Below are 25,450 nucleotides of genomic sequence, written 5' to 3'. Positions count from 1 at the left end.
CTTTGCAAATGGGGAACGGTGAAAATATTGCCTTTCCATAAAATAAGTTAAGCCTTTCTTATTCGTAAAGAATTTATTATCATTTGAAGTAAATAAAGACAAACTAAACCAATAAATGGGGATAATTAGGAGGATAAATATGGCGGAAAGATATAAAACACTGACAATTGCAGGATCAGACAGCAGTGGGGGCGCTGGCATTCAGGCTGATTTGAAAACCTTCCAGGAACGTGGTGTCTATGGAATGTCAGCGTTGACAACGATTGTGGCCATGGACCCGGACCAACGCTGGAGTCATCGGGTATTTCCCATTTCCATAGATGTCTTGCGGGCACAATTAAAAACCATTTTGCAAGGAATCGGCGTTCATGCCATGAAAACGGGAATGCTGGGTTCTGTGGAAATTATTGAAACCGCCGCTGAGGCAATCCGGTCACAGCAGGTTCCGGCTGTCATTGACCCGGTCATGGTATGCAAAGGAACGGATGAAGTACTTCATCCGGAATTGGCGGATGCGTTGCGGGAAATTCTGGTGCCCCTGGCAACGGTCGTTACGCCCAATCTGTTTGAAGCAGGGCAATTGAGCAAAATGCATCCGCTTAAAACGGTGGAGGACATGAAAGAAGCAGCGGTGAGAATTTACGAACTGGGAGCAAAAGTGGTGATTGTCAAAGGGGGAAGCAAACTGGAACACGACAAGGCAGTGGATGTGTTGTATGATGGCCGTGATTTCAGGGTGCTGGAAGAAGAACGGATTGATACCCCATATATTCACGGGGCCGGTTGTACATTTTCCGCAGCGATTACCGCAGAACTTGCCAAAGGCAAAACGGTTCAGGAAGCAATCCGGGTGGCCAAGGAATTCATCACAGAGGCGATCCGCGGAGGATTTCCATTAAATCAATATGTCGGGTCGGTACTTCATATGGGATATCGTTTAAAAAATGGAAATGATGTGGAATAAAGACCAGGACGGGGCGAATACCAACCTGTTTCAAGACAGGAAAGCGTTTGATCTTTAAAGCTGGGCAAAAGCAATTTTGCCCGGTTTTTTTGTGGATGGGCGAGGGGTCATGATTGATGTTCTCAGGAAGAAAAAAGATTTATTATCGAAAGAGGGATTTTTTATTTTTACAGAGAATATAACAAATTAGTAATATTTTTATTATTATAAAAAACAGAAAATGGTTTGTTGATAAGTATGGCTGGCACAATCCTCTTATTGGCAGATTTGCAAGCCCGGTTTGTTTCAGGGACCTCAACTGTGCACTGTTTTTTATCAATTTTTTTGAGGTGATTCATTTGGCTCAACCCATGCTTGAGATTCAGCAATTAAAGTTGCATTTTTTCACGGATCAGGGGGTGGTTAAAGCCGTAGATGGCGTTGACCTTACCATCAATAAAGGGGAAATCGTCGGATTGGTCGGCGAGTCCGGCTGCGGTAAAAGCGTAACTTCGTTAAGCATTATGGGACTGGTTCCTCAACCTCCCGGAAAGATCGTAAATGGTTCGATCCTGTTTGAGGGAAAAGATCTGGTCAGGATACCTTCGCGCAAAATGCGTTACATTCGCGGAAAAGAGATCGCCATGATTTTTCAGGAACCGATGACTTCTCTGAATCCTCTGTTTACGATTGGCAATCAGTTAACCGAGGCGATTCGCACCCATGAGACATGTTCCAGGCGCGAAGCCGAGCAACGTTCCCTGGAGATGTTAAAAAAAGTGGGTATTTCCCGTGAGGGAATCCTGAGAGAATATCCCCATCAGCTGTCAGGCGGAATGCGGCAACGCGTCATGATTGCGATGGCCATGATTTTAAAGCCCCGCCTGTTGATTGCCGATGAACCGACCACTGCATTGGATGTGACAATTCAGGCCCAAATCCTGGATTTAATGAGACTGTTGAATAAAGAGTTTGGAACCTCCATCTTAATGATCACACACGACCTGGGGATCATCGCAGAATTATGTGACCGTGTTTTCGTTATGTATGCCGGGCAGGTAGTGGAAGAAACCGACCGCTACTCATTATATAAAAGTCCTGGTCATCCTTATACACAAGGATTGCTGAGGTCCATTCCCGGAATGGAAGAGCGGCAGAAACGGCTGTATGCCATTCCCGGCCAGGTCGTGCCGCCTCATAATATGCCAGCTGGATGCCGGTTTGCTCCAAGGTGTCAGGATGTGATGGAACGATGTAAAAAAGAAGTTCCGCCTTTAAGTCCTGTGGCTGAAGGACACTTGAGCCGCTGTTTTTTGCATCAGGGGGGGGAACAGGAACATGGTACTGCTTGACGTGAGAAATTTGCAGAAGAGCTTTCCGGTATACGGTGGAATGTTCGGCAAAAAGACCGGGGAAGTCAGGGCTGTGGACGATGTCAGTTTTACGGTGGAAGAAGGGGAAGTCCTGGGCTTTGTCGGTGAGTCCGGCTGTGGCAAATCCACAACCGGGCGTACGATGATCCGTTTGTATGAACCGACTGGCGGCGAAGTGATCTTTGACGGAAAAAACCTGTTTCAGCTGAGTGCCGGCGAAATGAGAAAAACCCGCCGCGATCTGCAAATGGTTTTCCAGGATCCGTTTGCGTCTTTGAATCCCCGCCAGAAGATTGCCAATATCCTTGAGGAACCGCTGATTGTCCATGGGATCGGGACGGCCAAAGAGCGGAAGGAACAGGTACAGGAACTGCTCCATGTCGTTGGTTTGAACCCTTTTCATGGCGAACGCTATCCGCATCAATTCAGTGGGGGTCAAAGGCAAAGGATCGGGATTGCCCGGGCCCTGTCCACCAGGCCAAAGCTGATTGTCGCCGATGAACCGGTGTCCGCCCTCGATGTTTCGATCCAGTCGCAGGTTTTGAATTTGATGATGGACCTGCAGGAACAGTTTTCGCTGACCTATATTTTTATCTCTCATGACTTGAGTGTTGTAAAACATATCAGTCACCGGGTCGGAGTGATGTATTTGGGAAGAATGATTGAGCTTTCGCCGCGGGACGAACTGTACAGCAAGCCTTTGCATCCGTATACCCGGGCATTGCTGTCTGCTGTTCCGGTGCCGGACCCGGAAGCAAAAAGGAAGCGCATGATTTTAAAAGGAGATGTGCCAAGCCCCGAGAAGCCTCCTGCCGGATGTGCCTTCCATCCCCGCTGTCCTCATGTATTTGAACGTTGCAGGGAGGAGAGGCCTGTTTTTGAAGATGCCGGCGGCGGCCATATGGTTGCCTGCCATTTGATGGAAAAAGGGGGATAAAGTCAATTGTCCGTTTGACCTGGGGATGATTTGGCAGGAGAACGGGGCAATGAAACCGTACGATTTCCATTCCTGAAAAGGAGGAGATAAAATGAGAAAACGTTTTTGGATCATCAATTTGGCTGCTGTATTTCTTTTTTCTTCCGTGTTGGTTGGCTGTGTCGAGAAAAAAACCGCAACAGGGGGCAAAACGCTGGTTTATGGCCGGGGGGCTGACTCCAAATTGCTTGATCCCATTCAGGTGACAGATGGAGAATCTTTTAAGCCGATAGACCAGATCTTTGATAAATTGGTCGAATATGACAAAGAGTCAACCGAAGTGGTTCCGGGTCTGGCTGAAAGTTGGGAAACCAGCGCGGACGGGTTGACCTGGACCTTCAAGTTGCGCAAAAACGTCCAGTTTCACGACGGCACTCCTTTTAACGCCGAGGCAGTGGTATATAACTTTGAACGCTGGATGGACCCCAATCATCCCGAACACAAGGGAGGGGAATTTCCATATTACGGATATATGTTTGGCGGATTCAAGGGCGATGATGGCCATGTGATTGAGAGTGTGACGGCACTGGATGAATATACCGTCCAGTTTAAATTGAAAAAACCCCTGGGGCCATTCTTGAGCAATCTGGCCATGTCCCCGTTTGGCATTGCTTCTCCGGCAGCTGTAAAAAAAGATCCGGTCAAATTTGCGCAAAATCCGGTTGGAACCGGTCCGTTCAAGTTTGAAAGCTGGAAGAAAAATGATTCGGTTGTGCTGGTGAAAAACGAAAACTTCTGGAAAAAGGGGCAGCCCAAACTGGACCGGATCATTTTCAAATCGATTCCCGATAATGCCGCACGTTACTCAGCGCTGAAATCGGGAGGCATTGACATGATGGATGGATTGAATCCCAATGATGCCCATTTGATCAGGCAGGACAGCCAGTTCAGACTATATGAACAGCCTGGCATGAATGTCGGTTATCTGGCTTTTCATACGGGAAAAAAACCGCTTGACAATGTAAAAGTACGGCAAGCGATTAACCATGCCGTCAACAAGGAAGCCATTATCAAAAACTTTTATGCCGGACAGGCAATTCCGGCGGTAAATCCCATTCCGCCAATGATGTGGGGTTACAATGACCAGGTTCAGGATTATCCGTTTGATCTCAATAAAGCAAAACAATTGCTGGAAGAAGCCGGATATCCGGATGGTTTTGAAATTGAATTTTATGCCATGACCGAACCGCGCCCCTATATGCCAAACGGAAAGAAGATTGCGGAATTTATACAGGCTGACCTGGCCAAAATTGGCATCAGAGCGAAAATTGTGACTTATGACTGGCAGACTTATCTGGATCTGACAGGCAAAGGCGAACATGAAATGGCACTGATGGGCTGGAACGGAGATAACGGGGATCCGGACAATTTCCTGTATGTCCTGCTGGATAAGGATAATACCCGGATGCCGGATGCAGGGAACATCGCTTTCTACAAAAGCGATCAGGTTCACGAGCTTCTCATCCGGGCACAAGGTTTGACCAGTCAGGAAGAACGAAGCAAATTGTATCTGGAAGCCCAGAAATTGATTAAAAACGATGCGCCATGGGTTCCAATCGCACATGCGACTGATACCTATGCCGCACGGAAGGATATAACCGGATTTGTTCCTCATCCGACGACTCAACTCATCATGGAGAATCTGGATGTCAAGGAATGAAAAACCGTCAGGTGGCATTTTGGCAGGGAAATTCTCCCTGTCACCATGCCACCTGACCGATTGCAGGAAACGAGGTGGTACATTTTATGCTGACATATACCTTACGCCGTATTTTGATGCTGATTCCCGTTCTGATCGGCATGTCACTCATTACTTTTTCGATTGTGCATGCTATCCCCGGTGATCCGGCAAAAACGATTGCCGGTGACAAGGCAACCCCGGAGCAATTGCAGCAAATCCGGGAAAGTCTCGGACTGGACCAGCCCTTTTATGTTCAGTATTTAAACTATGTAAAGGGGCTTTTGAAGGGGGATCTGGGGACTTCTTTAATTACACAGGTACCGATTGCCGAAGAAATAGGCCCGTTTTTGGCGGCGACTGCCGAATTGACGATTGCTGCTCTCTTGATCGCTGTTTTTTTGGGCGTGAATTTGGGCATTTTATCAGCCTGGAAGCAAAATTCATGGATGGATTACGGGGCCATGTTTATTGCTCTGATCGGGGTGTCGATTCCTGTGTTTTGGCTAGGGCTGATGGAACAATGGCTGTTTGCGCAGCAGTTGGATTGGCTTCCGTCGTATGGCCGGGTTGATCCCCGGCTGGGGTTTGAGCCGTTAACCCAGTTTTATGTCCTGGATTCATTGTTATATGGTGATTTTCATTGGTTACAGGATGTACTGATGCATTTGATCCTTCCGGCGGTTGCGCTGGGAACAATTCCGATGGCTGTCATCGCCCGCATGACGCGATCAAGCATGCTGGAAGTGATGCGCCAGGACTATATCCGCACCGCACGTGCCAAAGGACTGTCGGAATTTTGGGTAATTTACAAACATACGTTAAAAAATGCGTTTATTCCCATTTTAACCGTAATGGGATTGCAGCTGGGTCTTTTACTGGGGGGTGCCGTGTTAACAGAAACCATTTTCAGCTGGCCCGGGGTGGGAAGGTACGTTTACGACGCGATCAACCAGCGCAATTATCCGGTGATCCAGTCAGGGATTTTAGTGCTTGCAACCATTTTCGTTTTGATCAATCTGATCGTTGATCTCCTGTATGCGTGGATCGACCCGCGCATTAAATATGGGAAGGAGTGATTGTATGCAATTTTCCCGGACCAAACCGCCAGTCCCGCCAAATGAAACCGGTTCTGCTAACCGGAACTCCTCTTTAGAGGCAAAACCGCTTCGAGATTTGGTTCGTTCCTTTATCCGGCACCGCTCCGCCGTAATTGGAGCTTCCCTGGTGGTGATTTTTATTTTGTGTGCCATTTTCGCTCCTTTGCTGACTCCTTATGAATTTTACACTTCAACCAGGGAAACATTGGATGATCCATCAGCGGCCCACTGGTTTGGAACAGATGATTTGGGACGCGATATTTTTACCCGGATTATCTATGGAGCGCGGATCTCCTTGTGGGTCGGCTTTGTTGCCATTACCGGCTCCATTATTATAGGAAGTTTTCTTGGGTTAGTCGCCGGTTATTATGGAAAGTGGCAGGATTCCCTGATTTCCCGCCTCTTCGATATCTTGCTGGCCTTTCCCGGTATTTTGCTGGCCATTGCGATTGTGGCGATGCTTGGCCCGGGTTTAAACAACGCGCTGATTGCCATTGCCATCATTAATATCCCGACGTTTGGACGGCTGATGCGTTCCCGTGTGTTAAGCGTAAAGCAGGAAGACTTTGTTCTTGCCGCCAGGGCGATTGGCATGAAAAACAGCCGCATTTTATGGCGGCACATTCTTCCCAATTGCTGGACACCAATCATGGTGCAGGGAACTCTGGGATTTGCAACCGCTGTGATTGAAGCAGCAGCCCTGGGTTTTCTCGGATTGGGGGCACAGCCTCCGCAACCGGAATGGGGAACCATGCTGTCGGACTCACGCGAATTTATTCAACTGGCGCCGTGGACCATGATTTTTCCGGGACTTGCCATTATGTTGACAGTGCTTGGATTTAACCTGCTGGGCGACGGATTGCGGGATATTTTTGATCCGCGGATGAAACAGTAAAAAAACTGTGTGACCTTGCAACAGGCCACACCGTTTTTCTGTCAAATTGAAGAAGGAAAATACTGTTTCCACCGTTCGTCCACTTTTTTCCGGATTGCCGGGTCGGGTTCCAGTTCATCAGGATATCCCGGTTTTATCCGTGCATCCACAATGATGGGGAACCGGTAGTTGGGGTGATGATTGTGAAGTTTAGAGCGTGCATAAATATCATGTGCCGGATCAAAACGGGTAAATACTGTCCACAGGAAAGAGGTTTGTCCGGAGACAGCCCCGATGTCGTCAACCAGGAAAATAAACGGCCACTCCGACAGGGAGTCTCTATAATGATCCAGGAGCTGGTCAGCCAGTTCCGGATTTTGCGCAAATGGCTCGGCTTCCAGGACCAACGCGCCTTTACAGTAGACACTGATACCGGAGATTCCTTTCAGGTCGGGACCATGGTATTCCGCCGGCAGGGTCCGTTTTGGCTCGCCGGTTCCAATCAGCACCGCCTTGCTGCCGTAGTTGAGTCGGCGGCCCGTGTAATCAAGAGTATCCATCGAGGTATGGTTAAACACAAACAGATCGGTTGCCGGATTCATCCGCTCCAGGACCGTTTCAAACAATGGGCTGAAATCCTCAAGCGGAACAGACTGGTCGGTTAGAATCAGGAATTTGGTGAGTGTAAGCTGTCCTTCACCCAAAATGCGGAAGGCATTGGCCAGGATTTCCCGATTATAACTTTCCCGCACGACTGCGGAGGCAAGCGAATGGAAGCCGGTTTCGGCATATGTCCACAAATCCCTTACACCTGGCATGGCCATCGGAAAGGCGGGAGATAACAATCGCTGTAAAAACTCGCCCAGATAATAGTCTTCCTGGCGGGGTTTCCCGACAACAGTTGCCGGGTAAATGGCATCTTTGCGATGATAAATTTCCTTTACATGAAAAACAGGAAACTCGTGTGCCAGGGAATAATACCCGTAATGATCACCAAACGGGCCTTCCATGCGGCGTTCATGGGGAGGCACGATCCCTGCCAGCACAAATTCTGCTTCAGCAATATAAGGATAGCCGTTTTTGCTTTTGACAACAGGCAATTTTTCTCCGAGGATCAATGACGCCAGCAAAAGTTCCGGCAAAAATTCCGGCACTGGCGCGATTGCAGAGGCAATCAGGGCCGGAGGTCCTCCCAGGTGAACATGTACGGGCAAGGGTTGGTTCCGTTTTTCTGCTTCATAGTGATGAAAGCCCCCGCCTTTATGGATTTGCCAGTGCATGCCCGTGTTGTTTTTGTTGAAAATCTGCATGCGGTACATTCCGACATTGTGATGTTTGCTTTCGGGATGTTGTGTATAGACAAGAGGCAGTGTAATAAAAGGACCGCCGTCTTCCTGCCAGGAGGTAATCATCGGAAGCTGGGTCAGATCGATCTCTTCCTGCCTGTGCTCGAGAACGGGAGCATGACGGGAAGAAACTTGTTTTACCCCCACTTTCAGCAGTTTCTGCAACAGTTCTCTTTCTTGCCACAGTATTTTTGGTGAAGGGGGCATGATCTTTTCCGCAAGGGAAATGATTTGTTTCATCAGTTGTTCAGGCTGTGAGCCAAAAGCCATTTCTATCCGCCGCGATGTCCCGAACAAATTGGTTACTACTGGAAAGGAACTTCCTCTTACATGCGTAAACAATAAAGCAGGACCATTTTCTGCAATCACACGGCGATGAATTTCAGCCAGTTCAAGCTTGGGATCAACTTCGGTATCAATAACCACCAATTCTTTTTCAGCTTCCAGCTGGTTCATAAAGCTGCGCAGGTTTTTATGCAAAAGCCATCTCTCCTACTCTGACAAATAATCATAAATAAAGGGAAAATGATGGAGATATTCAAAGTTCATTATATCAGAAACCAACGCAATTCCTGCCTGAAAGATCTTTTCATAAACCAGGAAAGGATGGATGGAAAAATGGCCGTGATAGTCTATACAAAGCCGCATTGCCTGGAATGCAATGTATTGAAACGTTTTCTTGATGATTACAGGATTACATACAAAGAAAGGGACTGTTCCCTGAATTCTGCATACATGGATGAAATAAAAGAAATGGGCTTTTTGGATGTACCGGTAACCGTTGTTGATGATACAGCCATTCAGGGACTGCAACCGGACAGGATTCTGGCCGTTCTGGAAAGGCAGGAAAAGGACGGTGATAAAAACTCTAATTCTGATTAAAAAACCGGCACGACCTGTTATAAAGATGGTAAAAAAAGACGGCTTCTTTTGCATGGCAATATTCCCGGGACATAGGCAATTGGAACAGATTAATTGCAGTAAAATACAAAGAAAACAATTTATACATAAATAATAAATCCTGCTATTTTAAGCAGGATTTATTATTTATTTTTACAAAAATTTCATATATAATATAAGCAATATCGCATTTTTCTAAATAATTTTATTATAATTTGTTTTCCGCAAATTCTTCAAAGGAGGTTTGTCTGTGAACTTATTGCGAAAAAAGTCGATTGAAGAGTTGTTAAAAATGACCCGGCAAGGGATCACTCTGCGCAAGGAGTTATCAGCGACTGACCTGGCGATGATGGGAATTGGAGCCATTATCGGGACGGGGATCTTTGTGCTTACCGGGGTGGGTTCACTGTTTTCAGGTCCTGCCCTGCCCATTTCCTTTATTATTGCCGGAATCACCTGTCTTCTGGCCGCTTTTACGTATGCGGAATTTGCCTCGCTGGTGCCGGTGTCCGGTTCAGCCTATACTTACAGCTACGCCACGATGGGCGAATTTTTTGCCTGGATCATTGGCTGGGACCTTATTTTGGAGTACATGCTGGCTGTAAGCTCGGTTTCGGCAGGCTGGTCAGGTTATTTTCAGTCGCTTCTGGCCGGTTTCGGAATTCATTTTCCAACAGTTTTCACTGCAGCACCCGGAGCCATGCAAGGGATTATCACCTACATGAATCTGCCTGCTTTCATCATTGTATTTGTCATCACCTGGCTGCTTTCCCTCGGGGTTAAGGAATCCAAACGGGTAAACAATATTATGGTTGTCATTAAACTGGTCGTGATTGTTCTCTTTATTGCGGTTGGTGCTTTTTATGTAACCCCGGAAAACTGGACGCCGTACATGCCTTTTGGCATAAAAGGAGTGTTTGAGGGTGCCGCTCTCATCTTTTTTGCCTATCTTGGCTTTGATGCGGTAAGCACCGCGGCTGAAGAAACGAAAAACCCGGCAAAAGATCTGCCAAGAGGAATTTTATGGTCTTTGGGGATCGTTACCCTCCTTTATGTCATTGTATCTGCGCTCATGACCGGAATGGTTCATTTCACGCAGTTTGAAAACCATCAGGAAGCCCCGGTGGCGTTTGCCTTAAGTGTGACGGGACAGGACTGGCTGGTGGGAATCGTCAGCCTGGGTGCGGCGATTGGGATGATTACTGTCATGCTGGTTATGTTATACGGACAAATACGGATCATTTTTTCCATGTCCCGGGATGGGCTGATGCCGGAAATATTGTCAAAAGTTCATCCCGGGTATCGCACGCCATATGTTACGACCTGGGTTTTCGGCCTCATTGCCGCCCTCCTGGGTTCCCTTGTTCCGCTGAATGATCTGGCGCAACTGGTAAACCTGGGAACCTTGGCTGCATTTGTCATGATATCCATTGCTGTAATTATCCTCCGTTATAAACAGCCGGATTTACCAAGAAAGTTCAGAACTCCATTTGTTCCTTATACTCCGCTGCTGGCAATCGTGCTCTGTTCGTTCCTGGCCTTTCAATTGTCAGCCTTAACGTGGCTGCGTTTTCTCGTCTGGTTCCTGATTGGTCTGTTAATCTATTTTCTGTATGGATACCGGAATTCAAAGCTGCATCAATAGTTGGCGGAAATAAAATTGAAAAAGCATGGTGGCTCTGGCCATCATGCTTTTTTCGGTGTCAGTCCACCCAGCGGATTGTGTTCCGGGATTTGCTTTGCTTCTGTTTCTTCTTTTTTTGCCGCTTTTGTTTGTATGCTTCGCGCTCCCATTTTTTCAGCAGGGGATATGGGTCAAAGGAATAGGTATTCCTCCCGTTAAAGCGGTAAATCCCGTAATGCAGGTGAGGCGGGAATTTTCCCGATGTCCCTTTGGGGCCGTATCCCGAAGAGCCGACTGTTCCAATCTGGTCTCCGGGTTTGACGATATCCCCCTTTTTCAGCCCTTTGCGGAAATGGTTGAGGTGAGCAAAATAATGATAGTTATTACGGATATCACGAATACCAACCCGCCAGCCTCCATACCGGTTCCATCCAATCAGCTCAATATAGCCGTAACAGGTACTTAAAACAGGTGTTCCGTAATTGGCAAAAATGTCCGTTCCCTCATGTATGCGCAACCCGCCCCAGCCGCGCCGGTCGCCCCAGGTGTTGTGGTAAGTGTAGTTATATTCAAGGGGAATGGGAAACCTGGTCTGATCCAGATCGAGCGTATCAAATTTTTGATAAATCTTTGCGATATGGGTGATGACATCTACCGAAACCGGATGTTTGTAGTAGTCCCATAACTTTGTTCGAATCTGATCCTCACCGGTGCCGTCCATGGCTAAATAAACGGCGATGGAATAGAGTACGTCGGTGTCATTTTGCCAATCAGCCTTTTGATCTCCGTCTCCGTCCCTGCCGATTCCCTGGAAAAACTTGATAGACTCGGGATTTTTATCATCAGGATCAGGGTTGAGGATTCCCGCCCACACTTCTTTGGGGATTTGAATGGATAAATACTTGAGAGATTTTTTTTCTTTTTTCTTTTCAGGGTGGCGCAGGTTTTTTTCAAATTGGTTGATGGCTGCCAGATAATACCAGGGTACATCTGTCAGGATTTGCATGGATTTAAACAAATAGAGAAGATCATCATTTTTTGTATGACTATTCGCTGTTGCACTTAGTGGAGAAGCCATAAGAATCAGGAGTGACAAACTGATATTGAGAAATTTTTTCCACATTGAAAAATCACCGCTTGTTTCAAAATCATGGATATCAATAGTTTGCGCGGTGAGAGAAGAAATATGTGCATTAAAAAAGCCCTGATAAACAGGGCTGGAACAGTATATTCTGTTAATCCTGGTGAGAGGCGGTTATTGAGGTAAAGTGATCTTTGCAAATTGCTGCAAAGGCAGATTTATGCGCTTTTAGGGAGATATATATTCCAAAAAGGGTAACGTGCCTGGATAGACAAAGGAGAAAGAGGTTTTTGGGTCCGATCGTTTCCTTCATGAGGGAACAATCGCTATTGTCCTTGTTTTTGCTTGATGGCACTGATTTGGCTGTTTAATTGATCCAGCATCAGGAAGGCTGCTTTGGTTCCCCCTGCTGTATTCCAGATGACATCGTCTACCTTGAAGGCCATTCCACTTTTTACGGCATTCAGGTTTTTCCACAGTGGATCGCTGGTGAACTCCTTTTCCTGCGCAGAACCATTGCTGTCACCGGAGTTATAGGTAAAGTAGAAGAGAATGTCACCATCTGCCTGCGGAATCTGTTCTTTGGTAATTACGGCGGCAAAGCTGTTTTGGTTTTGGATCCCAGGACGGTCAAATCCGATATCTTTCAAGATGACGCCCGAAAAACTGTCCAATTGATAGAGGCGGGTATTACCGGCAATGAAGCGGACGATGGATACCTTTTTATCAATGAGGCCGCCGGCATTTTTACGAATTTCATCCACTTTTTGCTGATATTGGGCCAGGACTTCTCCGGCTTTGTCTTCTTTATTAACTGCCAGGGCATACAGCCTGAAGTTTTCTTTCCAGTCGCCTTGCAACTTTTCCGCGAAAACAGTGGGAGCAATGGCATTCAACTGGTTGTATACCTTTTCCTGGCGCATCTTGTTTCCAATAATCAGATCGGGTTTTAAACTGGCGATTGTTTCCAGATTTGGCTGATGTTCCGTTCCTACCACTTTGACACCGGACAGTTGGGATTCAAGATGGTCATACCAGGGTTCTCCATCAGAGGTGAATCCCTTAACAGCGCCAATCGGCTTGACATCCAGGGACAGAAGCGTTTCCAGTCCTTCATTGGTCAAAACAACCACACGTTCCGGATGTTCTGGAACTTGTGTTGTTCCCATGGCGTGTTTGATGGAGCGGGTGGTTGTTTTACTGTTTTCCGTAGAGGTGGGTGAACTGCCGCATCCAGTCATTGTCAGGGAAAAAGCCAATAAAATGGAAAATAGTAAAAACTGGTTTTTTTTCCGCAAAAGAAATATATGTATCCCCTCCCTTTTGTTGAAAATAATTATCAGTATCATTATTACTTTTACTATAGATAAGCGGGTTGAGTTTGTCAATTATTTTGAGAATGATTTTCAAATTCATTGACACGTTTTTATAGTTCTAATAGACTAAAGTTGATTTTCCAAAGAAAAGGGTTTGATTCTGATAGTTCAAGCGGAGAGAGGAAGGAAGGAAAGGTGACGGGGGCAAAAGAAATATTTTCATCAACATATATTAAATGGACCGGATTATTCCTTGGACTTTTTTTGACCGGATTATTCATGGTGCTCAGTGTCAGTGTAGGGGTAACCGATATCCCTCTTTCGGAAATAATCAAGTCATTTACCCATTTTCAAAATAACAATGATCATTTGATCGTTCAAACCACCCGTGTCCCGCGAACGGTCATTGCGGTTGCTGTCGGGGCAAGTCTGGCTGTTGCAGGTGCCATCATGCAAGTCTTGACCAGAAATCCGCTCGCTTCTCCGGCAACCCTTGGTGTCAATCAGGGAGCAAGTTTATTCATTGTCCTGTCGATAGCCGTGTTCAGCGTCACAGCAATGATGCCGCTGATGATCGCCGGTTTTGCCGGCGCCGCATTATCCATATTTCTGGTATACATTCTGGGTTCGGTTGGGCGGGACGGAATGACACCGCTGAAATTGACCCTGGCCGGTGCAGCCATCATGGCTTTGTTTTCCTCCTTGACACAAGGCCTGCTGACCATGAATGAAAAAAGCCTGGAAGAGTTGCTGTTCTGGTTGACAGGATCTGTAGAAGGACGAAGTTTGTCCTTGGCTATGCCCGTATTTCCTTTTTTGGCTGCAGGTCACCTGCTCGCGCTTGGATTGGCCAGAGTCATGAACGTACTGATGATGGGGGATGATGTGGCCAGGGGGTTGGGGATTAAAATTGGAATAGTCAAACTGCTCGGTGTTATTGTTATCGCTTTTTTGGCAGGCGGCTCCGTCGCCATTGCCGGTCCGGTAGTGTTTGTCGGGCTGGTTGTCCCGCATTTTGTCCGGACGCTGGTTGGAAACGACCATCGCTGGCTTCTCCCTTACAGTATGGTGTATGGGGCAGTTTTACTGCTGGTTGCTGATATTTGCGGACGGTTAATCATGCAGCAGCAGCCCATTCCTGCAGGTGTTATGACCACCTTGATCGGAACGCCGTTTTTCATTTACCTGGCACGGCGAAAAGGGAGGATACAGGGATGAAACGTTATTTTCCGTTACGCATCGGCCGCTTTTCTCTGATGATGGACACGAAGGCTGTTTTCGTAATCAGTTTGTTGATCATTGTTTCCTTTGCTGTTCTGGTTGGCAGTTTGACCATTGGGGAAACCCCAACCTCCTTCCTGGATGTTATCAAAGGTTTGTTTGGTATGGGGGAAAATTCTTTCGTCATCATGACGTTACGTTTTCCAAGAGTTCTAATTGCCTTGCTTTCCGGAGCAGCACTTGCAATGGCGGGAGCAATTTTGCAGGCAGTGATTCGAAATCCGCTCGCTTCTCCGGACATTATCGGTGTAACTGGCGGGGCTTCTGCCGGTGCTGTATTGGTAATTACCTTTTTTGGCGACATATCCAGTAACCTGTCCGTCAGTTTATTCTGGGTTCCTTTGGCTGCTTTTTTGGGAGCCGGATCGATTGGGCTTCTCATTTATCTGCTGTCCTGGAAAAAAGGAGTATCTCCGTTTCGGCTCGTGCTGATGGGAATTGGCTTTTACACTGCAACCCAGGCCCTGACCAATCTCATCATTCTGATGGGGCCTGTTTTCCAGGCAAGCCAGGCAAAAATGTGGATTACTGGAACGGTATACGGAAGTAACTGGGATCAGGTGGCTGTCTTGTGGCCGTGGTTGTCCATTTTGATCCCTGTCGCGCTGCTTTTTGCCCGCCATTTGAATGTTGGGCAACTGGGGGAAGATGTGATCAAAGGGCTTGGCGGAAACAGCTCCAGACAGCGTATTTTCTTTTTGCTGTTAAGTACCGGTCTGGCCGGCTCGGCGTTTGCCTTTGCCGGAGGAATCAGTTTTGTCGGGTTGATCGCGCCTCATGCGGCCAGACGTTTGGTTGGCGCCTCTTATGAAGCCCTGTTGCCGGTTTCGGGACTGTTGGGAGCCATTTTTGTCATGGTTGCCGACCTGCTCGGGCGAACGCTGATGGCTCCGCTGGAGATTCCGGCAGGTGTGTTTACGGCTGTCATTGGCGCACCCTATTTTATCTATTTGTTGATCCGAAATCGCAATTAACATTTTTCTGTAAAAAATAAGGGTTATTTATTGAAAAAACCAGCTTTGTCCATGAATATTTTATGGACAAAGCTGGTTTTTGCTTATCATTTTTTGGTCCAGGAAAGAGGTAAGGTAGTTTTTTTGCCTTTGTGTTAATATAGGGGTAATGAAAACCGGGAACGATTAGTACGGAACTCTTTTTTGAATGAGAAGTCTGTATAAAATGATCAGATGGAAAGCGATACCAGCTTTTGATTGATGATGGGGGGATCTTTGTGGCAAGTAAAAATAAATCAACAGCGCAGCAACGAAAACCGGATTGGCTGAAAGTTCGTTTAACCGCCAGTGAAAATTTTTCGGAGATCAGGAAAATGATACGCGGGAAAACCTTGCATACGGTTTGCGAAGAAGCGCGTTGTCCCAATATATATGAATGCTGGGCCAATCGGACGGCCACTTTTATGATTTTAGGCGATATATGCACCAGGGCATGCCGCTTCTGTGCAGTAAAAACCGGAATGCCGACGGAACCGGATCTGGCGGAACCGGAACGGGTGGCTGAAGCTGCCCGGCAGATGGAACTGAAACATGCCGTGGTCACATCAGTAGCGCGGGACGACTTGAAAGACGGGGGTGCCTCAGTATTTGCCGTCACCATCAAAGCGATCCGCAAACGGAACCCAATGACCAGTGTTGAAGTGCTGATCCCTGATTTTCAGGGAGACTGGGATGCTCTGAAGGTTGTCATGGATGCAAGGCCGGACATCTTAAATCACAATATTGAAACTGTTCGCCGCCGGTCTGACCGGGTCCGTTCCAAGGCAAAATACGACCGTTCCCTGCAATTGTTGCAAAAGGCCAAGGAAATGCAACCGGATATTCCCACAAAGTCCAGTATCATGGTCGGAGTGGGAGAAACATTTGATGAAGTGGTGGAAGCGATGCAGGATCTGTATGATCATCAGGTAAATATTGTAACGATTGGACAATATTTGCAACCCACAAAAAAACACTTGAAACTGGAATGTTATTATACGCCGGAAGAGTTTGCCAAATGGAAAGAAATCGGATTGAACATGGGCTTCTCCCATGTAGAATCAGGCCCGTTGGTTCGAAGCTCCTATCATGCGCTTGAACAGGTGCAATCTGCCCAAAGCAAGTCGGAAAAAAAGGCACAATAAACAGTGTCTCCTGAAGGAGACTGTTCAAAACCAGAAATGCAAAAGCAGATACATCCAGTTATTCTGTTGTTGAAGCAGTGTCCTTTTGCCGGGATCCTGCTTCAGCACTTTTTCAGACTCTTTTTGCCGGGGCCCCCATCCTGCAAAGGTGAGCTTTCAGAAGATGCTAAATATGAAATCATGGCCATGCTGGCGGATTATTTTGGGTATAACCTGGACGAAGTCTGGGAAGAAGATTCCGATAAAATATAGTGCCTGCCGGTCCATGTCAGAGGTGGGCTCATCCCGTCCGCTGTCTGACCCTTGGCAGCCTTTTTCATATCGTTTCTATAAGATGGATATGTGGGTGGAAGCGCTGACAGATTGAAAAGCAGTGTCCTGCGAAAATCGGACACTGCTGTATTATTTTTCCTGGGGATTGATTTCCCGCCGCGTGTTGGGTTCAATTTGCCCGTTGACGTCCGGTGGCGTGTCATCACCCATTTTTCGCAATAAATCTTCCAGATCTCCCCGGACTCCTTCGATATCCTTGTTGGTCGTCATACGCATTCCAACGCTTTTGATCTCGTCATTCAGTTTTTTGTCGCTTGTCACGTAAACCTTGAAATAACGGGGGGTCAGGCTTTCCGCTGTCCGTTTGGCTTCCCTGGCGGTCTTCCTGTCAATTTTGCCATTTTTGGTCGTGATTCCGATAAATACGTGGTCATCGGTTACAAGTGCCGTGCCATCTTTCACATTGGGCAAAACAGTAACCATTTGCGCGATTTGCCTTGCCAGCAAAGACCGGTCAATAAAAACATTGTTTCCCGGATTGGCTCCGTTTTTGTTGGTATAGTTTTCAGGAATGTATTTAAAATACCCGATTTCATTCTGGCCGCCGCCTCTGGCTGCTTCATCGCCGTTGATCATATCATTTTGTACCGTTCCAAATCGCGTGTCATTATTTTGTTCACGGTAGAGGGGTTCCTGATTTCCCTGATTTTCCATTCCCTGCGCCCCGTCATCATTATGATTCGGGGCGCATCCGGAAACCGAGAAAATGAGAAAGCTGGAAAGCAGCAGTATGAACCAGTTCTTTACCATTATTGTACATGGCACCTCCTTGCTTATAACCTGCCCCATATGTCATTTCTTTACAGGGGTAAAATTTTCCCGGAAAAGGATGGAGGAACAAAAGGGGTTGGTTATGGTAACATATAGATGTAGACTTGTTTTAGAAAAGGTAGGTCGTTTATGGAGCGAATTTATATACATGGTCAGGAATATGAACTGATAACCGATTATCGAAATGGCTGGAACCCTGAGGCGTGTAAACGCCGGTTTAGTGAAATTCTGGAGAAATATGATTATATTGTGGGTGATTGGGGATATGGCCAGCTGAGACTAAAGGGCTTTTTCGCCGATTATCGCGCCCGCGCCAAGAGGGAGACAAAAATCAGTTATCTGCAGGAATATCTAAACGAATTTTGCAATTTTGGATGCGCTTACTTTATTTTAAAACGGGTAAACTCAAAAACAACCCATCGTAATTAAACATGATGGGTTGTGTCAGCTTTTTCAAGCCGGAGATAGTGATTTCCGACGCAAGGGATGTTTTCCTTTCCAAAAGAAGTCTAGGATTTCGTTTCATCACCGGGTTCGTCGTGAGTCGGATGGCTTCCCGGAAATTGCCGTTTCATTCCCTCATGAAATCCACGCATTTCGTATGTAAAACGGGGGGAAGCATGCTGGGTCGCCAGGGCGATGATTTTCCCGGTTTTTGGCTGGTGGATGCACCGTAGGACCCGTCCGGAAATTCTTCCGGAATCATTTCATTTCTGTATGATTCCACTGTTTTCAGATCCCGGTATTTCTTGTTCATGTTGGCTTCCTCCCTCTGGTTTTAACTTAACGTGTGAAAATCGGCGAAAAGTTATGCGTCGGCGAAACAGATCAGCCAATGAATCTGAATTTTCCCGGTTTTAATAATTGACGGGATCGGTGGCAGAAAGCCAAACCCGCAAATGTCAGAAAAGACTGTCTAAAGCAGGCCGAAAAACCGGGCTTTTTTCTGTCGCCTTGGAAGCAGGCTTTGTTCATTGGTGGCAGCGGTAAGGCGTTGCGTAAAAGTTACATTCCTCAGTTCCATGCGCAACTGGTCCTGTTTTTTGCGAATTTCATCAAACATTTGATGCACTTCATTGGAAGAAGCCGATTCATACCTGACTGACAGTAATTTATGCTGAAGCTCATCCATTGTATTGAACAAGCCCATTATATGTTTTTCGACATGATCCACCCGTGTCGCCATTTCCTCCAATAAGTCGGTCATTCCATCCATCATATTTATCATTTCCTGCAAGTTTTTTTCAGTTTCCTCAATAAATTCCCGGGAAGGTGTCCAAGGAGCATTTCTGATTTTTCCTTCTTTAATCAAATTTTCCCTGACCTGTTTCATGGAGCTGTGCGGTTCCTGAAGCCTTCTTTTAATATTGGCCAGGCGGCGAAAACTTTCTTCTGACAGGATATAATGTCCCCGTTCATTTATATCAGGCTGAATATATTCTTCAAATGTATCAATCCATTTGCGAATGGTGCGGGCATGCACCTGCAATTGTTCGGCTGCTTCTTTGGTCGTCATTTGAACGGCTTCTGTCATAAAACATAATCCTCCCTTATTTAGTAAATATTGGTTAACATTTTCGAGGCTTACAAATAAATTCCTTCTCCATGACAAAGGAAGTCATTAGCTGACAAAATTTCTGGTTAACGGACAGAAAAAACCTCTTTCGCTCCCGACAGCGAAAGAGGTATTGGGTCAGGAGTAAGGGAACTGGGTACGATAGTTGCTGAATTGCTGCGATTTCTGGCTGATTTTGTTTTGATCTGCAGCTTCCAGCTTGTACCATCCCTTTTGGTTCATGAGCAGGAACAGTTCGCGGCTTGCCTGATGGACCTCATTCAGGCATTGCAACTGCAATTGGTACAATTCGTCAGTGCTGGCTTCATAAGTTGCGACGTTGTAACCGTTTGACAAGTACTTTTGTGTTGCCAGAATATCGTTAATCCGGTCACGATCGTTTAAGTGCGGTCCTTTTACCTGCGGCAGGCTTGTTGCTTGCTGAGGCCCCATTTGATTGGAAGACTGTTGCATTTCTTCTTCTCCTCCTTATTGTTGTATCGATTGATTTCCGGTGACGTTCATGCCGGGAGTGGGGGCAGATCCTGTTGCTGGCTGCAGATGATTGAGCAACATTTCATAATGTCTCTGGTGCATTTGCCCAATCCGGTTAATCAGTTGGCTGACAGACGGATCTTGACACTCATTGGCGAAATGGTAACATTTTTTCATTGCAAGCAATTCCCATGACATCTCATCGGTCAGGTAGGAAAGATCTTTACTGGAGATTTGCATATGCTTCCGCCTCCTTGTAACAAATTCATTTATGATTAATCTTTGTTGGATGAATTTGATTTATTCTTGAGAAACATTTTCTTTCCTGATTTTCTCGCTTATAATTTTTTATTGTAAGGATGCATGCCGAAAATTTGCTTTGGAAAAGTATAGACACAGGAAGGGAAGAAAATCATGGTTTATGATGTTGATGTCAAACGTATTCAGAAACAGCTGCATCATTTGGAACAATGTGCCGAAGTCCTGAAAAAGCTGGAGGGGAAATCATCTGGCCTGGAAGTACGCTTTTCCCTGGAAAGAGCACTGCATCTTGCGGTGGAATGCATGATCGATGTCGGCACTGTCATGATTGACGGCTTTATCATGAGGGATCCGGGAGGATATCTCGATATTGTCGATATTCTGATGGATGAACGCGTAATCGATGAAAGTACAGGGGAACGTCTGAAAAAGCATGTCCGTTTGCGGGAACGGTTAATTCGATATTATACCGAAGTGGATTGGGAGGAAATCTGTTCTTATTTGACTGACCGGGATCTTTATGAAAGGTTTCAGAGCCAGGTGCGGGACTATCTGAAAAAAGAACTGGGAGAGAAGATTCTGTAGAAAAAGGGTATAAATAAGGTAATGGATTTGATTGCAAAGCAGGAGGGACGGTGGAAGGACAGGATGAAAGATACGGGCTCAACGCGAAAGCAGATCATGATGATGTTAAAGACGGAAGGTGCGCTGACAGTTAGTGAAATAGCTGAGCGTTTGGGCGTTACGGAAATGGCTGTCCGCAGGCATATCAATACACTGGAACGGGACAGGCTCATCGAATCCAGACTGTTGCGGCAATCTATGGGAAGACCGACAAACCAGTATTTTCTCACCGAAAAATCGGAGCAATTTTTTCCAAAACAGTATGCCGATTTTACGATGGAAATTTTATCCGATCTGGAAAAGAATCATGGTCCGGAAATCATTGAGGAAGTGTTCAGAAACCGGGCGCAACGGATATTAAACAGGCATCTGCCCAAATTCAAGGGCAAAAATCTGGAAGAAAAAATCAGGCTGCTTGCCGATTTGCAGGATAAGAGGGGATATATGGTAAAATGGGAAAAGCAGGCAGACGGCACTTTTCAATTCATTGAATACAATTGTCCCATTTCCATGGTTGCAGGCGAATACAGGCAGGCATGCAAATGTGAAGTGAACTGGTTTGGCGAGTTGCTGGGTGCTGAGGTGGAGCGGATTGAATGCAAGACGGATAACGGGCAGAATTGTGTTTATATCATCCGTGAAAAAGAAAACGGTTGACAAATATGACAACGGGGCGACACGATGGTCGTGTCGTTTTCTTGTTGAAAGGAATACGTACCATCATTTGATATGGTACAATTGAAAAGTGTATGTTTGTTTTATCAGCAGGAGGGAAAAACATGCCGCAATGGTATGAAGAAAGTTTCGGAAAAGATTACTTACTAGTATACAAGCACCGGAGTCAGCAGGATGCCTCCAGGGAGGTGGAACAGGTTGCCAGATGGCTGGCACTGAAGGATAATGATTTGATTTTGGATTTATGCTGCGGAATGGGGCGCCATACCATTTCGCTGGTCAGACGGGGATATCGGGTGGTTGGTCTTGACTTGTCCAAAGTGTTACTGGAAAAAGCTCTTGAAAAGTCAAACGGTTTAGCGATCCCATATATTCAGGCAGACATGCGCAATCTTCCTTTAATGGATGGTTCTTTTGATGTTGTGTTAAATTTGTTTACCTCTTTTGGATATTTCCGGGATGATCGTGACAATGAGCGGGTTCTTTCTGAAATAGCCCGTGTCTTAAAACCGGATGGGCGTTTTTTAATCGATTTTCTGAATCGAAATTCAGTCATCAAAAAACTTGTCCCGGAAAGCGAACGGGAAGTGGATGGCAGTCAGATCAAGGAAAAACGCCGGATTGAGGGAGATTTTGTTTGCAAAACAATCGAGATCGAGGATGAACAGGGCAAGCGGATTTATCAGGAACGTGTCAAAATGTACGATTTGAATCACTTGATCCGCATGTTGGAAACATATTCTCTCCAAGCAAAAGAGATATATGCAAATTTTGCCGGGGAACCATACCATCCGGATGGAGAACGAGTAATCATTATGGGTTGTGTGAAGAAATGAAGCGATATAAAGGATACTTTATAGATCTGGACGGAACCTTGTTTCGCGGAGATGAAGTCATTCCTGGAGCACCGGAGTTTGTGGCGTGGTTAAATAAGATTCAGATTCCATATCTTTATTTGACCAACAATTCGACGCGTTCTCCGGAGTGGGTGGCTGCCAAGTTGCAGCGAATGGGTTATCCGGCCAGAACGGATCAGGTATTTACCACAGCACTGGCTACTGCATGCTATCTGCAGGAAAAGGAAGCACCGATGTCTGTTTATGTAGTGGGAGAGGAAGGCCTGTTCCAGGCGATTTCAGATGCCGGCATTGCAATAACCGATCAGAACCCGGATGCAGTCGTAGTCGGACTAGACCGTTCCTTTACATATGAAAAGATGAAAAAGGCATGCCTGGCCATACGGGCTGGTGCAAAACTGATTGGAACCAACGCAGATCTTGCTTTGCCGACAGAAGAAGGTTTATGGCCGGGCAGCGGGTCGCTGTCTGTTGCGATTGCTGCTGCTGCCGGAACAGAACCTTTTTTCATCGGGAAACCCGAACCCGTTATGATGCACTACGCATTGAAAAAGATCGGGTTGACGCCAGATGAGGTGCTTGTCGTCGGAGATAATCTGCAAACAGACATTTTGGCGGGAATCCGGGGAGGGATGGATACCCTACTTGTTTACACAGGGGTTACAACACCACAGATGGCAAAAAGTTCAGACATCAAATCCACGCATGCCGTTTACAATCTGTCAAGCTGGATTAAATAAAAAGGGGTGGGGACATCATGAAGCAGTGGAAAGACATCATTACGGTCCCGTTGCCGTTGCCATTTGCTTTAAAAATCATTAATGCTTATCTGATCAAGGGAGAGACCGGATATACCATTATTGATACTGGCCTTCATTGCGAAGCTGATCTGACTGTCTGGGAACAGGCACAGGAAGAATTTGAATGGTCTTGGCAAGACGTTGAAAAGATTGTACTTACCCATTATCACCCGGATCATTATGGTCTTGCCGGCCTGCTGCAGGAAAAAACCGGCGCACCCGTTTTCATGTCAAGGACAGACTATGAACAGGCACAAATGTTTTTCGCGAGGGAAAGCGACATGCCTGAAACGATGGCGAACTATTTTTCCAGACATGGCCTCCCCGCCGAATGGGCGGTACAGATTCCCGAGCATTTGCGAAGTTTCCACAATTGGGTTGAACCCCATCCAACGCCCGCTTTTTTGGAAGGGGGGCAAAAAATTCGCTTTGGGAATTATGAATACGATATTTATCACACGCCGGGTCATGCTGACGGGCATCTGTGTTTCCATGAACCGAAGCGAAAGATTCTGATCAGCGGAGATTTCCTGTTGCCAAAGATTACGCCCAATATCAGCCTGTGGCCAAATTGTAACCAAAATCCTCTTTCTGTTTATCTGGAAACTCTGAACAAAATGAAAAATATGACAGTTGAGTGCGTTTTCCCGTCGCACGGTCCCATGTTCACTTGTTATCAGGAAAGGATTGAACAATTGTTTAAACATCATCATGAAAGATTGGGAAAAATCAAAAATTTCATTCAGGAAAAACGGCGGGTTACGGCATATGATGTTTGCATGGAATTGTTTGGAAAGGGTTTGACAATTCATAATTTACGGTTTGCTATGTCTGAAACAATGGCTCATCTCGAATTTTTACGGCAGAATGAAGAAGCAGGCTGCCAATTTGCGAATGGGCAATATTGGTATGAACTGATCTAGATTCGATCAAACTTGACAAGGCATGGAGTTCATGAGTCCGTTTTTATGCATCCAAGACGCTCCCTCTCCATGCCTTCTTTCATTCCCTGGCTTTATTATTTCTGTGGGCAAGCCGGGCGGATGCTGAAGCGGCGATGGCACCGATGATGTCATCAAGAAAAGTATGGATCTGGCCGTTTTGGTGATTGTTCAGCCGGCCAAGCACTCCTGGTTTTATGCGGTCAATATACCCATAATTGGTAAGGCCAATACTTCCGTATACGTTCAGAATGGCAGTTGCCAGAACTTCATCAATGCCGTACAGGCCTTCATCCCGCTTGAGCATGCTTAATAACGGTTCTTCAATCTGTTTTTTTTCCGCAAGCAGATCCAACTGAATACCGGTCATGGCAGCATTTTGGACTTCACGTTTGGTCAGAACATGCTTTACACTGTCAAGGCAATCCTGCAACGCAATTCCGGTCAAATAATCTTTTTGCAGGAAATAGGTCAGTTCTGCAACTTCTTCAAGGCGTACACCCCGTTTTTGAATCCAGTCAATGGTTGTTTGATAACATTCCTGATCAGAAGGAGATGAAAACGAGTGATCCATCAGATCCCTCCTTTTGGGGATTTTGAGTAGTTAAAATTATTTTTTGCCATATTAAATGGGATTATGAGTGAACGTTCTTGACATACTCTTTTTCAGCAAAGAAGGGAGATCGGAATGAGTAGTGGGAAAGTTGCATTGATTACCGGAGGGTCAGGGGGGCTGGGCAAAATGGCAGCTATCTTTCTTGGCAGAGAAAAGTGGCGCCTGATGGTCAATTGCAGGAACTATCCCGGAAAACTGGATGAGTGGATGGCTGAAGTGACTGGTGAAAATGTGGAAATGGGGATCAGTATTGGGGATATAAGCAGGCGCAATGTGGCAAAACGGGTTGTTCAGGAAACATTGGAACGCTACGGGAGAATTGATGCCCTGATTCATGCGGTCGGCCCGTTTATTCGGGAGCGCAAATGGTTTATTGAACATTCGGCAAATGAGATCGAAGAGTTGGTTCACGGGAACTTGTTAAGTGCCATGTGGATGGCCCATTCCGTACTACCGGTTATGCGTCGCCATAATTGGGGGAGAATTCTTTTCTTCGGGTTTGGCAGAGCAGTGGAAGCCCCGGCATGGCCGGATCGGTCCGTTTATGCAGCGGCCAAAACCGGGCTGGTATCCTTTACAAAAACCCTGGCTGTAGAAGAAGCGCCTTATGGAATTACAGTGAATATGATCTGTCCGGGTGATATTGTCAAAGAAAGGAAAGAAATGTGTATTAATGATGTAAAGAATATCAGGGATGATGAGACCCCCTGCGGGCGCCCCGGCTCCGGCGAAGATGTAGCACGGCTCATTTTATTCCTGCTCAGGTCCAAATCGGACTTTGTCACCGGAAATATCATGCAGGTAACGGGCGGGCTGGATGTGATCCATCCGGTGTCAAAACGGGAACGGTAAACCGGAAACGGGAACCTTCCCTCGCCTCTGCACATAACATG

At 46.3% G+C, this 25,450-nt stretch carries 29 protein-coding genes; 19 read left to right on the top strand and 10 right to left on the bottom strand.

The annotated features are described in order from the left end of the window. Positions 1-139: 139 nt before the first annotated feature. From H2C83_RS11015 to nikC, 6 genes are all read left to right on the top strand, one after another. Complete coding sequence (locus H2C83_RS11015; RefSeq protein ID WP_181740676.1) at positions 140-964, top strand: bifunctional hydroxymethylpyrimidine kinase/phosphomethylpyrimidine kinase; 825 nt, start codon at positions 140-142, stop codon at positions 962-964. Positions 965-1,302: 338 nt separating this feature from the next. Next, complete coding sequence (locus H2C83_RS11010; protein WP_181740674.1) at positions 1,303-2,295, top strand: ABC transporter ATP-binding protein; 993 nt, start codon at positions 1,303-1,305, stop codon at positions 2,293-2,295. Beyond that, complete coding sequence (locus H2C83_RS11005) at positions 2,282-3,253, top strand: ABC transporter ATP-binding protein (RefSeq protein ID WP_181740672.1); 972 nt, start codon at positions 2,282-2,284, stop codon at positions 3,251-3,253. The genes H2C83_RS11010 and H2C83_RS11005 overlap by 14 nt, the downstream gene beginning before the upstream one ends. A gap of 91 nt (positions 3,254-3,344) precedes the next feature. Then, on the top strand, positions 3,345-4,952 hold the full coding sequence (locus tag H2C83_RS11000) for an ABC transporter substrate-binding protein (RefSeq protein ID WP_181740670.1): 1,608 nt from the start codon (positions 3,345-3,347) through the stop codon (positions 4,950-4,952). A gap of 86 nt (positions 4,953-5,038) precedes the next feature. Continuing rightward, on the top strand, positions 5,039-6,049 hold the full coding sequence (locus H2C83_RS10995; RefSeq protein WP_181740668.1) for an ABC transporter permease: 1,011 nt from the start codon (positions 5,039-5,041) through the stop codon (positions 6,047-6,049). 4 nt (positions 6,050-6,053) lie between these two features. After that, positions 6,054-6,965: a nickel transporter permease gene (gene nikC / locus H2C83_RS10990; protein WP_181740666.1), complete on the top strand. Its 912-nt coding sequence runs from the start codon at positions 6,054-6,056 to the stop codon at positions 6,963-6,965. Positions 6,966-7,006: 41 nt separating this feature from the next. On the opposite strand, the gene H2C83_RS10985 is transcribed toward nikC, so the two are convergent. Next, complete coding sequence (locus tag H2C83_RS10985) at positions 7,007-8,746, bottom strand: menaquinone biosynthesis decarboxylase (protein WP_181740699.1); 1,740 nt, start codon at positions 8,744-8,746, stop codon at positions 7,007-7,009. Between the two features lie 162 nt (positions 8,747-8,908). Between H2C83_RS10985 and H2C83_RS10980 the strand changes: the two genes are divergently transcribed. Together H2C83_RS10980 and bcaP are read left to right on the top strand one after the other, a co-directional pair. Further along, positions 8,909-9,172 carry a glutaredoxin domain-containing protein gene (locus H2C83_RS10980; RefSeq protein WP_181740664.1) on the top strand — a complete coding sequence of 88 codons (264 nt, stop codon included), beginning with the start codon at positions 8,909-8,911 and terminating at the stop codon, positions 9,170-9,172. A gap of 262 nt (positions 9,173-9,434) precedes the next feature. Beyond that, complete coding sequence (bcaP, locus tag H2C83_RS10975; RefSeq protein WP_181740662.1) at positions 9,435-10,835, top strand: branched-chain amino acid transporter BcaP; 1,401 nt, start codon at positions 9,435-9,437, stop codon at positions 10,833-10,835. A 58-nt stretch (positions 10,836-10,893) separates the two neighbouring features. Here the strand turns inward: bcaP and H2C83_RS10970 are convergent, their stop codons facing one another. The 3 genes from H2C83_RS10970 to H2C83_RS17785 form a co-directional block, all read right to left on the bottom strand. Next, positions 10,894-11,937, bottom strand: a complete 1,044-nt coding sequence (locus H2C83_RS10970; protein ID WP_181740660.1) for a M23 family metallopeptidase — start codon at positions 11,935-11,937, stop codon at positions 10,894-10,896. Between the two features lie 284 nt (positions 11,938-12,221). Next, a complete protein-coding gene (locus H2C83_RS10965) occupies positions 12,222-13,136 on the bottom strand; it encodes an ABC transporter substrate-binding protein (RefSeq protein ID WP_246333864.1) in 915 nt (304 codons plus the stop codon). Further along, complete coding sequence (locus tag H2C83_RS17785) at positions 13,093-13,317, bottom strand: hypothetical protein (RefSeq protein WP_246333866.1); 225 nt, start codon at positions 13,315-13,317, stop codon at positions 13,093-13,095. Before H2C83_RS17785 ends, H2C83_RS10965 begins: the two co-directional genes overlap by 44 nt. An 89-nt stretch (positions 13,318-13,406) precedes the next feature. Here H2C83_RS17785 and H2C83_RS10960 point away from each other — a divergent pair, with 89 nt between their 5' ends. The 4 genes from H2C83_RS10960 (at position 13,407) to H2C83_RS10945 (ending at position 16,881) form a co-directional block, all read left to right on the top strand. Further along, positions 13,407-14,429, top strand: coding sequence for a FecCD family ABC transporter permease (locus H2C83_RS10960; RefSeq protein WP_312853907.1), 1,023 nt, complete (start codon positions 13,407-13,409; stop codon positions 14,427-14,429). Further along, complete coding sequence (locus H2C83_RS10955; RefSeq protein ID WP_181740656.1) at positions 14,426-15,466, top strand: FecCD family ABC transporter permease; 1,041 nt, start codon at positions 14,426-14,428, stop codon at positions 15,464-15,466. The genes H2C83_RS10960 and H2C83_RS10955 overlap by 4 nt, the downstream gene beginning before the upstream one ends. A 257-nt stretch (positions 15,467-15,723) precedes the next feature. Continuing rightward, positions 15,724-16,629, top strand: a complete 906-nt coding sequence (gene lipA / locus H2C83_RS10950; RefSeq protein WP_181740654.1) for a lipoyl synthase — start codon at positions 15,724-15,726, stop codon at positions 16,627-16,629. A 36-nt stretch (positions 16,630-16,665) separates the two neighbouring features. Then, on the top strand, positions 16,666-16,881 hold the full coding sequence (locus H2C83_RS10945) for a hypothetical protein (RefSeq protein WP_181740652.1): 216 nt from the start codon (positions 16,666-16,668) through the stop codon (positions 16,879-16,881). A 150-nt stretch (positions 16,882-17,031) separates the two neighbouring features. On the opposite strand, the gene H2C83_RS10940 is transcribed toward H2C83_RS10945, so the two are convergent. Continuing rightward, a complete protein-coding gene (locus H2C83_RS10940) occupies positions 17,032-17,712 on the bottom strand; it encodes a YhcN/YlaJ family sporulation lipoprotein (protein WP_181740650.1) in 681 nt (226 codons plus the stop codon). Positions 17,713-17,862: 150 nt separating this feature from the next. Here H2C83_RS10940 and H2C83_RS10935 point away from each other — a divergent pair, with 150 nt between their 5' ends. Further along, on the top strand, positions 17,863-18,162 hold the full coding sequence (locus H2C83_RS10935; protein WP_181740648.1) for a YutD family protein: 300 nt from the start codon (positions 17,863-17,865) through the stop codon (positions 18,160-18,162). Positions 18,163-18,304: 142 nt separating this feature from the next. Here the strand turns inward: H2C83_RS10935 and H2C83_RS10930 are convergent, their stop codons facing one another. The 4 genes from H2C83_RS10930 to H2C83_RS10915 form a co-directional block, all read right to left on the bottom strand. Further along, complete coding sequence (locus H2C83_RS10930; protein ID WP_312853906.1) at positions 18,305-18,490, bottom strand: hypothetical protein; 186 nt, start codon at positions 18,488-18,490, stop codon at positions 18,305-18,307. Between the two features lie 159 nt (positions 18,491-18,649). Next, positions 18,650-19,267 (bottom strand): MerR family transcriptional regulator, encoded by a 618-nt coding sequence (locus H2C83_RS10925; RefSeq protein ID WP_181740646.1) that lies wholly within the window; start codon positions 19,265-19,267, stop codon positions 18,650-18,652. A 159-nt stretch (positions 19,268-19,426) separates the two neighbouring features. After that, positions 19,427-19,762 (bottom strand): spore coat protein, encoded by a 336-nt coding sequence (locus tag H2C83_RS10920; RefSeq protein ID WP_181740644.1) that lies wholly within the window; start codon positions 19,760-19,762, stop codon positions 19,427-19,429. Positions 19,763-19,777: 15 nt separating this feature from the next. Next, the gene (locus H2C83_RS10915; RefSeq protein ID WP_181740642.1) at positions 19,778-20,023 is read right to left on the bottom strand and encodes a ferritin family protein; all 246 of its coding nucleotides are present in this window, start codon (positions 20,021-20,023) and stop codon (positions 19,778-19,780) included. Positions 20,024-20,197: 174 nt separating this feature from the next. On the opposite strand from H2C83_RS10915, the gene H2C83_RS10910 reads away from it, so the two are divergent. From H2C83_RS10910 to H2C83_RS10890, 5 genes are all read left to right on the top strand, one after another. Further along, positions 20,198-20,629: a DUF86 domain-containing protein gene (locus tag H2C83_RS10910; protein WP_181740640.1), complete on the top strand. Its 432-nt coding sequence runs from the start codon at positions 20,198-20,200 to the stop codon at positions 20,627-20,629. A gap of 63 nt (positions 20,630-20,692) precedes the next feature. Further along, complete coding sequence (locus H2C83_RS10905) at positions 20,693-21,325, top strand: helix-turn-helix transcriptional regulator (RefSeq protein ID WP_246333861.1); 633 nt, start codon at positions 20,693-20,695, stop codon at positions 21,323-21,325. 122 nt (positions 21,326-21,447) lie between these two features. Next, positions 21,448-22,179 carry a class I SAM-dependent methyltransferase gene (locus tag H2C83_RS10900; protein WP_181740637.1) on the top strand — a complete coding sequence of 244 codons (732 nt, stop codon included), beginning with the start codon at positions 21,448-21,450 and terminating at the stop codon, positions 22,177-22,179. Beyond that, positions 22,176-22,940: a 5' nucleotidase NucF gene (gene nucF, locus H2C83_RS10895; protein ID WP_181740635.1), complete on the top strand. Its 765-nt coding sequence runs from the start codon at positions 22,176-22,178 to the stop codon at positions 22,938-22,940. Before H2C83_RS10900 ends, nucF begins: the two co-directional genes overlap by 4 nt. A 17-nt stretch (positions 22,941-22,957) precedes the next feature. After that, positions 22,958-23,923, top strand: a complete 966-nt coding sequence (locus H2C83_RS10890; RefSeq protein WP_181740633.1) for an MBL fold metallo-hydrolase — start codon at positions 22,958-22,960, stop codon at positions 23,921-23,923. A gap of 79 nt (positions 23,924-24,002) precedes the next feature. Here the strand turns inward: H2C83_RS10890 and H2C83_RS10885 are convergent, their stop codons facing one another. Continuing rightward, a complete protein-coding gene (locus H2C83_RS10885; RefSeq protein ID WP_181740631.1) occupies positions 24,003-24,515 on the bottom strand; it encodes a phosphatidylglycerophosphatase A family protein in 513 nt (170 codons plus the stop codon). A 114-nt stretch (positions 24,516-24,629) separates the two neighbouring features. Here H2C83_RS10885 and H2C83_RS10880 point away from each other — a divergent pair, with 114 nt between their 5' ends. After that, the gene (locus tag H2C83_RS10880; RefSeq protein WP_181740629.1) at positions 24,630-25,409 is read left to right on the top strand and encodes an SDR family oxidoreductase; all 780 of its coding nucleotides are present in this window, start codon (positions 24,630-24,632) and stop codon (positions 25,407-25,409) included. Positions 25,410-25,450 lie beyond the last annotated feature (41 nt).

This window comes from Thermoactinomyces mirandus, assembly GCF_013868055.1.
Lineage (GTDB): Bacteria > Bacillota > Bacilli > Thermoactinomycetales > Thermoactinomycetaceae > Thermoactinomyces > Thermoactinomyces mirandus.
The sequence above is the reverse complement of the archived record's forward strand: the minus strand, read 5'-3'. Positions and strand labels throughout refer to the sequence as shown.

Excerpts from the sequence above, each read along its gene's own strand:
- H2C83_RS10885 (WP_181740631.1), bottom strand. The coding sequence starts at position 24,515 with ATGGATCACTCGTTTTCATCTCCTTCTGATCAGGAATGTTATCAAACA.
- H2C83_RS10985 (WP_181740699.1), bottom strand. The coding sequence starts at position 8,746 with ATGAACCAGCTGGAAGCTGAAAAAGAATTGGTGGTTATTGATACCGAA.
- H2C83_RS10910 (WP_181740640.1), top strand. The coding sequence starts at position 20,198 with ATGGTTTATGATGTTGATGTCAAACGTATTCAGAAACAGCTGCATCAT.
- H2C83_RS10925 (WP_181740646.1), bottom strand. The coding sequence starts at position 19,267 with ATGACAGAAGCCGTTCAAATGACGACCAAAGAAGCAGCCGAACAATTG.
- H2C83_RS10880 (WP_181740629.1), top strand. The coding sequence starts at position 24,630 with ATGAGTAGTGGGAAAGTTGCATTGATTACCGGAGGGTCAGGGGGGCTG.
- H2C83_RS10935 (WP_181740648.1), top strand. The coding sequence starts at position 17,863 with ATGGAGCGAATTTATATACATGGTCAGGAATATGAACTGATAACCGAT.
- H2C83_RS10915 (WP_181740642.1), bottom strand. The coding sequence starts at position 20,023 with ATGCAAATCTCCAGTAAAGATCTTTCCTACCTGACCGATGAGATGTCA.
- H2C83_RS11005 (WP_181740672.1), top strand. The coding sequence starts at position 2,282 with ATGGTACTGCTTGACGTGAGAAATTTGCAGAAGAGCTTTCCGGTATAC.
- H2C83_RS10920 (WP_181740644.1), bottom strand. The coding sequence starts at position 19,762 with ATGCAACAGTCTTCCAATCAAATGGGGCCTCAGCAAGCAACAAGCCTG.
- H2C83_RS10970 (WP_181740660.1), bottom strand. The coding sequence starts at position 11,937 with ATGTGGAAAAAATTTCTCAATATCAGTTTGTCACTCCTGATTCTTATG.
- H2C83_RS10905 (WP_246333861.1), top strand. The coding sequence starts at position 20,693 with ATGAAAGATACGGGCTCAACGCGAAAGCAGATCATGATGATGTTAAAG.
- H2C83_RS11015 (WP_181740676.1), top strand. The coding sequence starts at position 140 with ATGGCGGAAAGATATAAAACACTGACAATTGCAGGATCAGACAGCAGT.
- nikC (WP_181740666.1), top strand. The coding sequence starts at position 6,054 with ATGCAATTTTCCCGGACCAAACCGCCAGTCCCGCCAAATGAAACCGGT.
- H2C83_RS10900 (WP_181740637.1), top strand. The coding sequence starts at position 21,448 with ATGCCGCAATGGTATGAAGAAAGTTTCGGAAAAGATTACTTACTAGTA.
- H2C83_RS11000 (WP_181740670.1), top strand. The coding sequence starts at position 3,345 with ATGAGAAAACGTTTTTGGATCATCAATTTGGCTGCTGTATTTCTTTTT.
- H2C83_RS10955 (WP_181740656.1), top strand. The coding sequence starts at position 14,426 with ATGAAACGTTATTTTCCGTTACGCATCGGCCGCTTTTCTCTGATGATG.
- H2C83_RS10940 (WP_181740650.1), bottom strand. The coding sequence starts at position 17,712 with ATGGTAAAGAACTGGTTCATACTGCTGCTTTCCAGCTTTCTCATTTTC.
- H2C83_RS10980 (WP_181740664.1), top strand. The coding sequence starts at position 8,909 with ATGGCCGTGATAGTCTATACAAAGCCGCATTGCCTGGAATGCAATGTA.
- H2C83_RS10945 (WP_181740652.1), top strand. The coding sequence starts at position 16,666 with ATGCAAAAGCAGATACATCCAGTTATTCTGTTGTTGAAGCAGTGTCCT.
- H2C83_RS10890 (WP_181740633.1), top strand. The coding sequence starts at position 22,958 with ATGAAGCAGTGGAAAGACATCATTACGGTCCCGTTGCCGTTGCCATTT.
- H2C83_RS10965 (WP_246333864.1), bottom strand. The coding sequence starts at position 13,136 with ATGACTGGATGCGGCAGTTCACCCACCTCTACGGAAAACAGTAAAACA.
- H2C83_RS10930 (WP_312853906.1), bottom strand. The coding sequence starts at position 18,490 with ATGAACAAGAAATACCGGGATCTGAAAACAGTGGAATCATACAGAAAT.
- nucF (WP_181740635.1), top strand. The coding sequence starts at position 22,176 with ATGAAGCGATATAAAGGATACTTTATAGATCTGGACGGAACCTTGTTT.
- H2C83_RS10995 (WP_181740668.1), top strand. The coding sequence starts at position 5,039 with ATGCTGACATATACCTTACGCCGTATTTTGATGCTGATTCCCGTTCTG.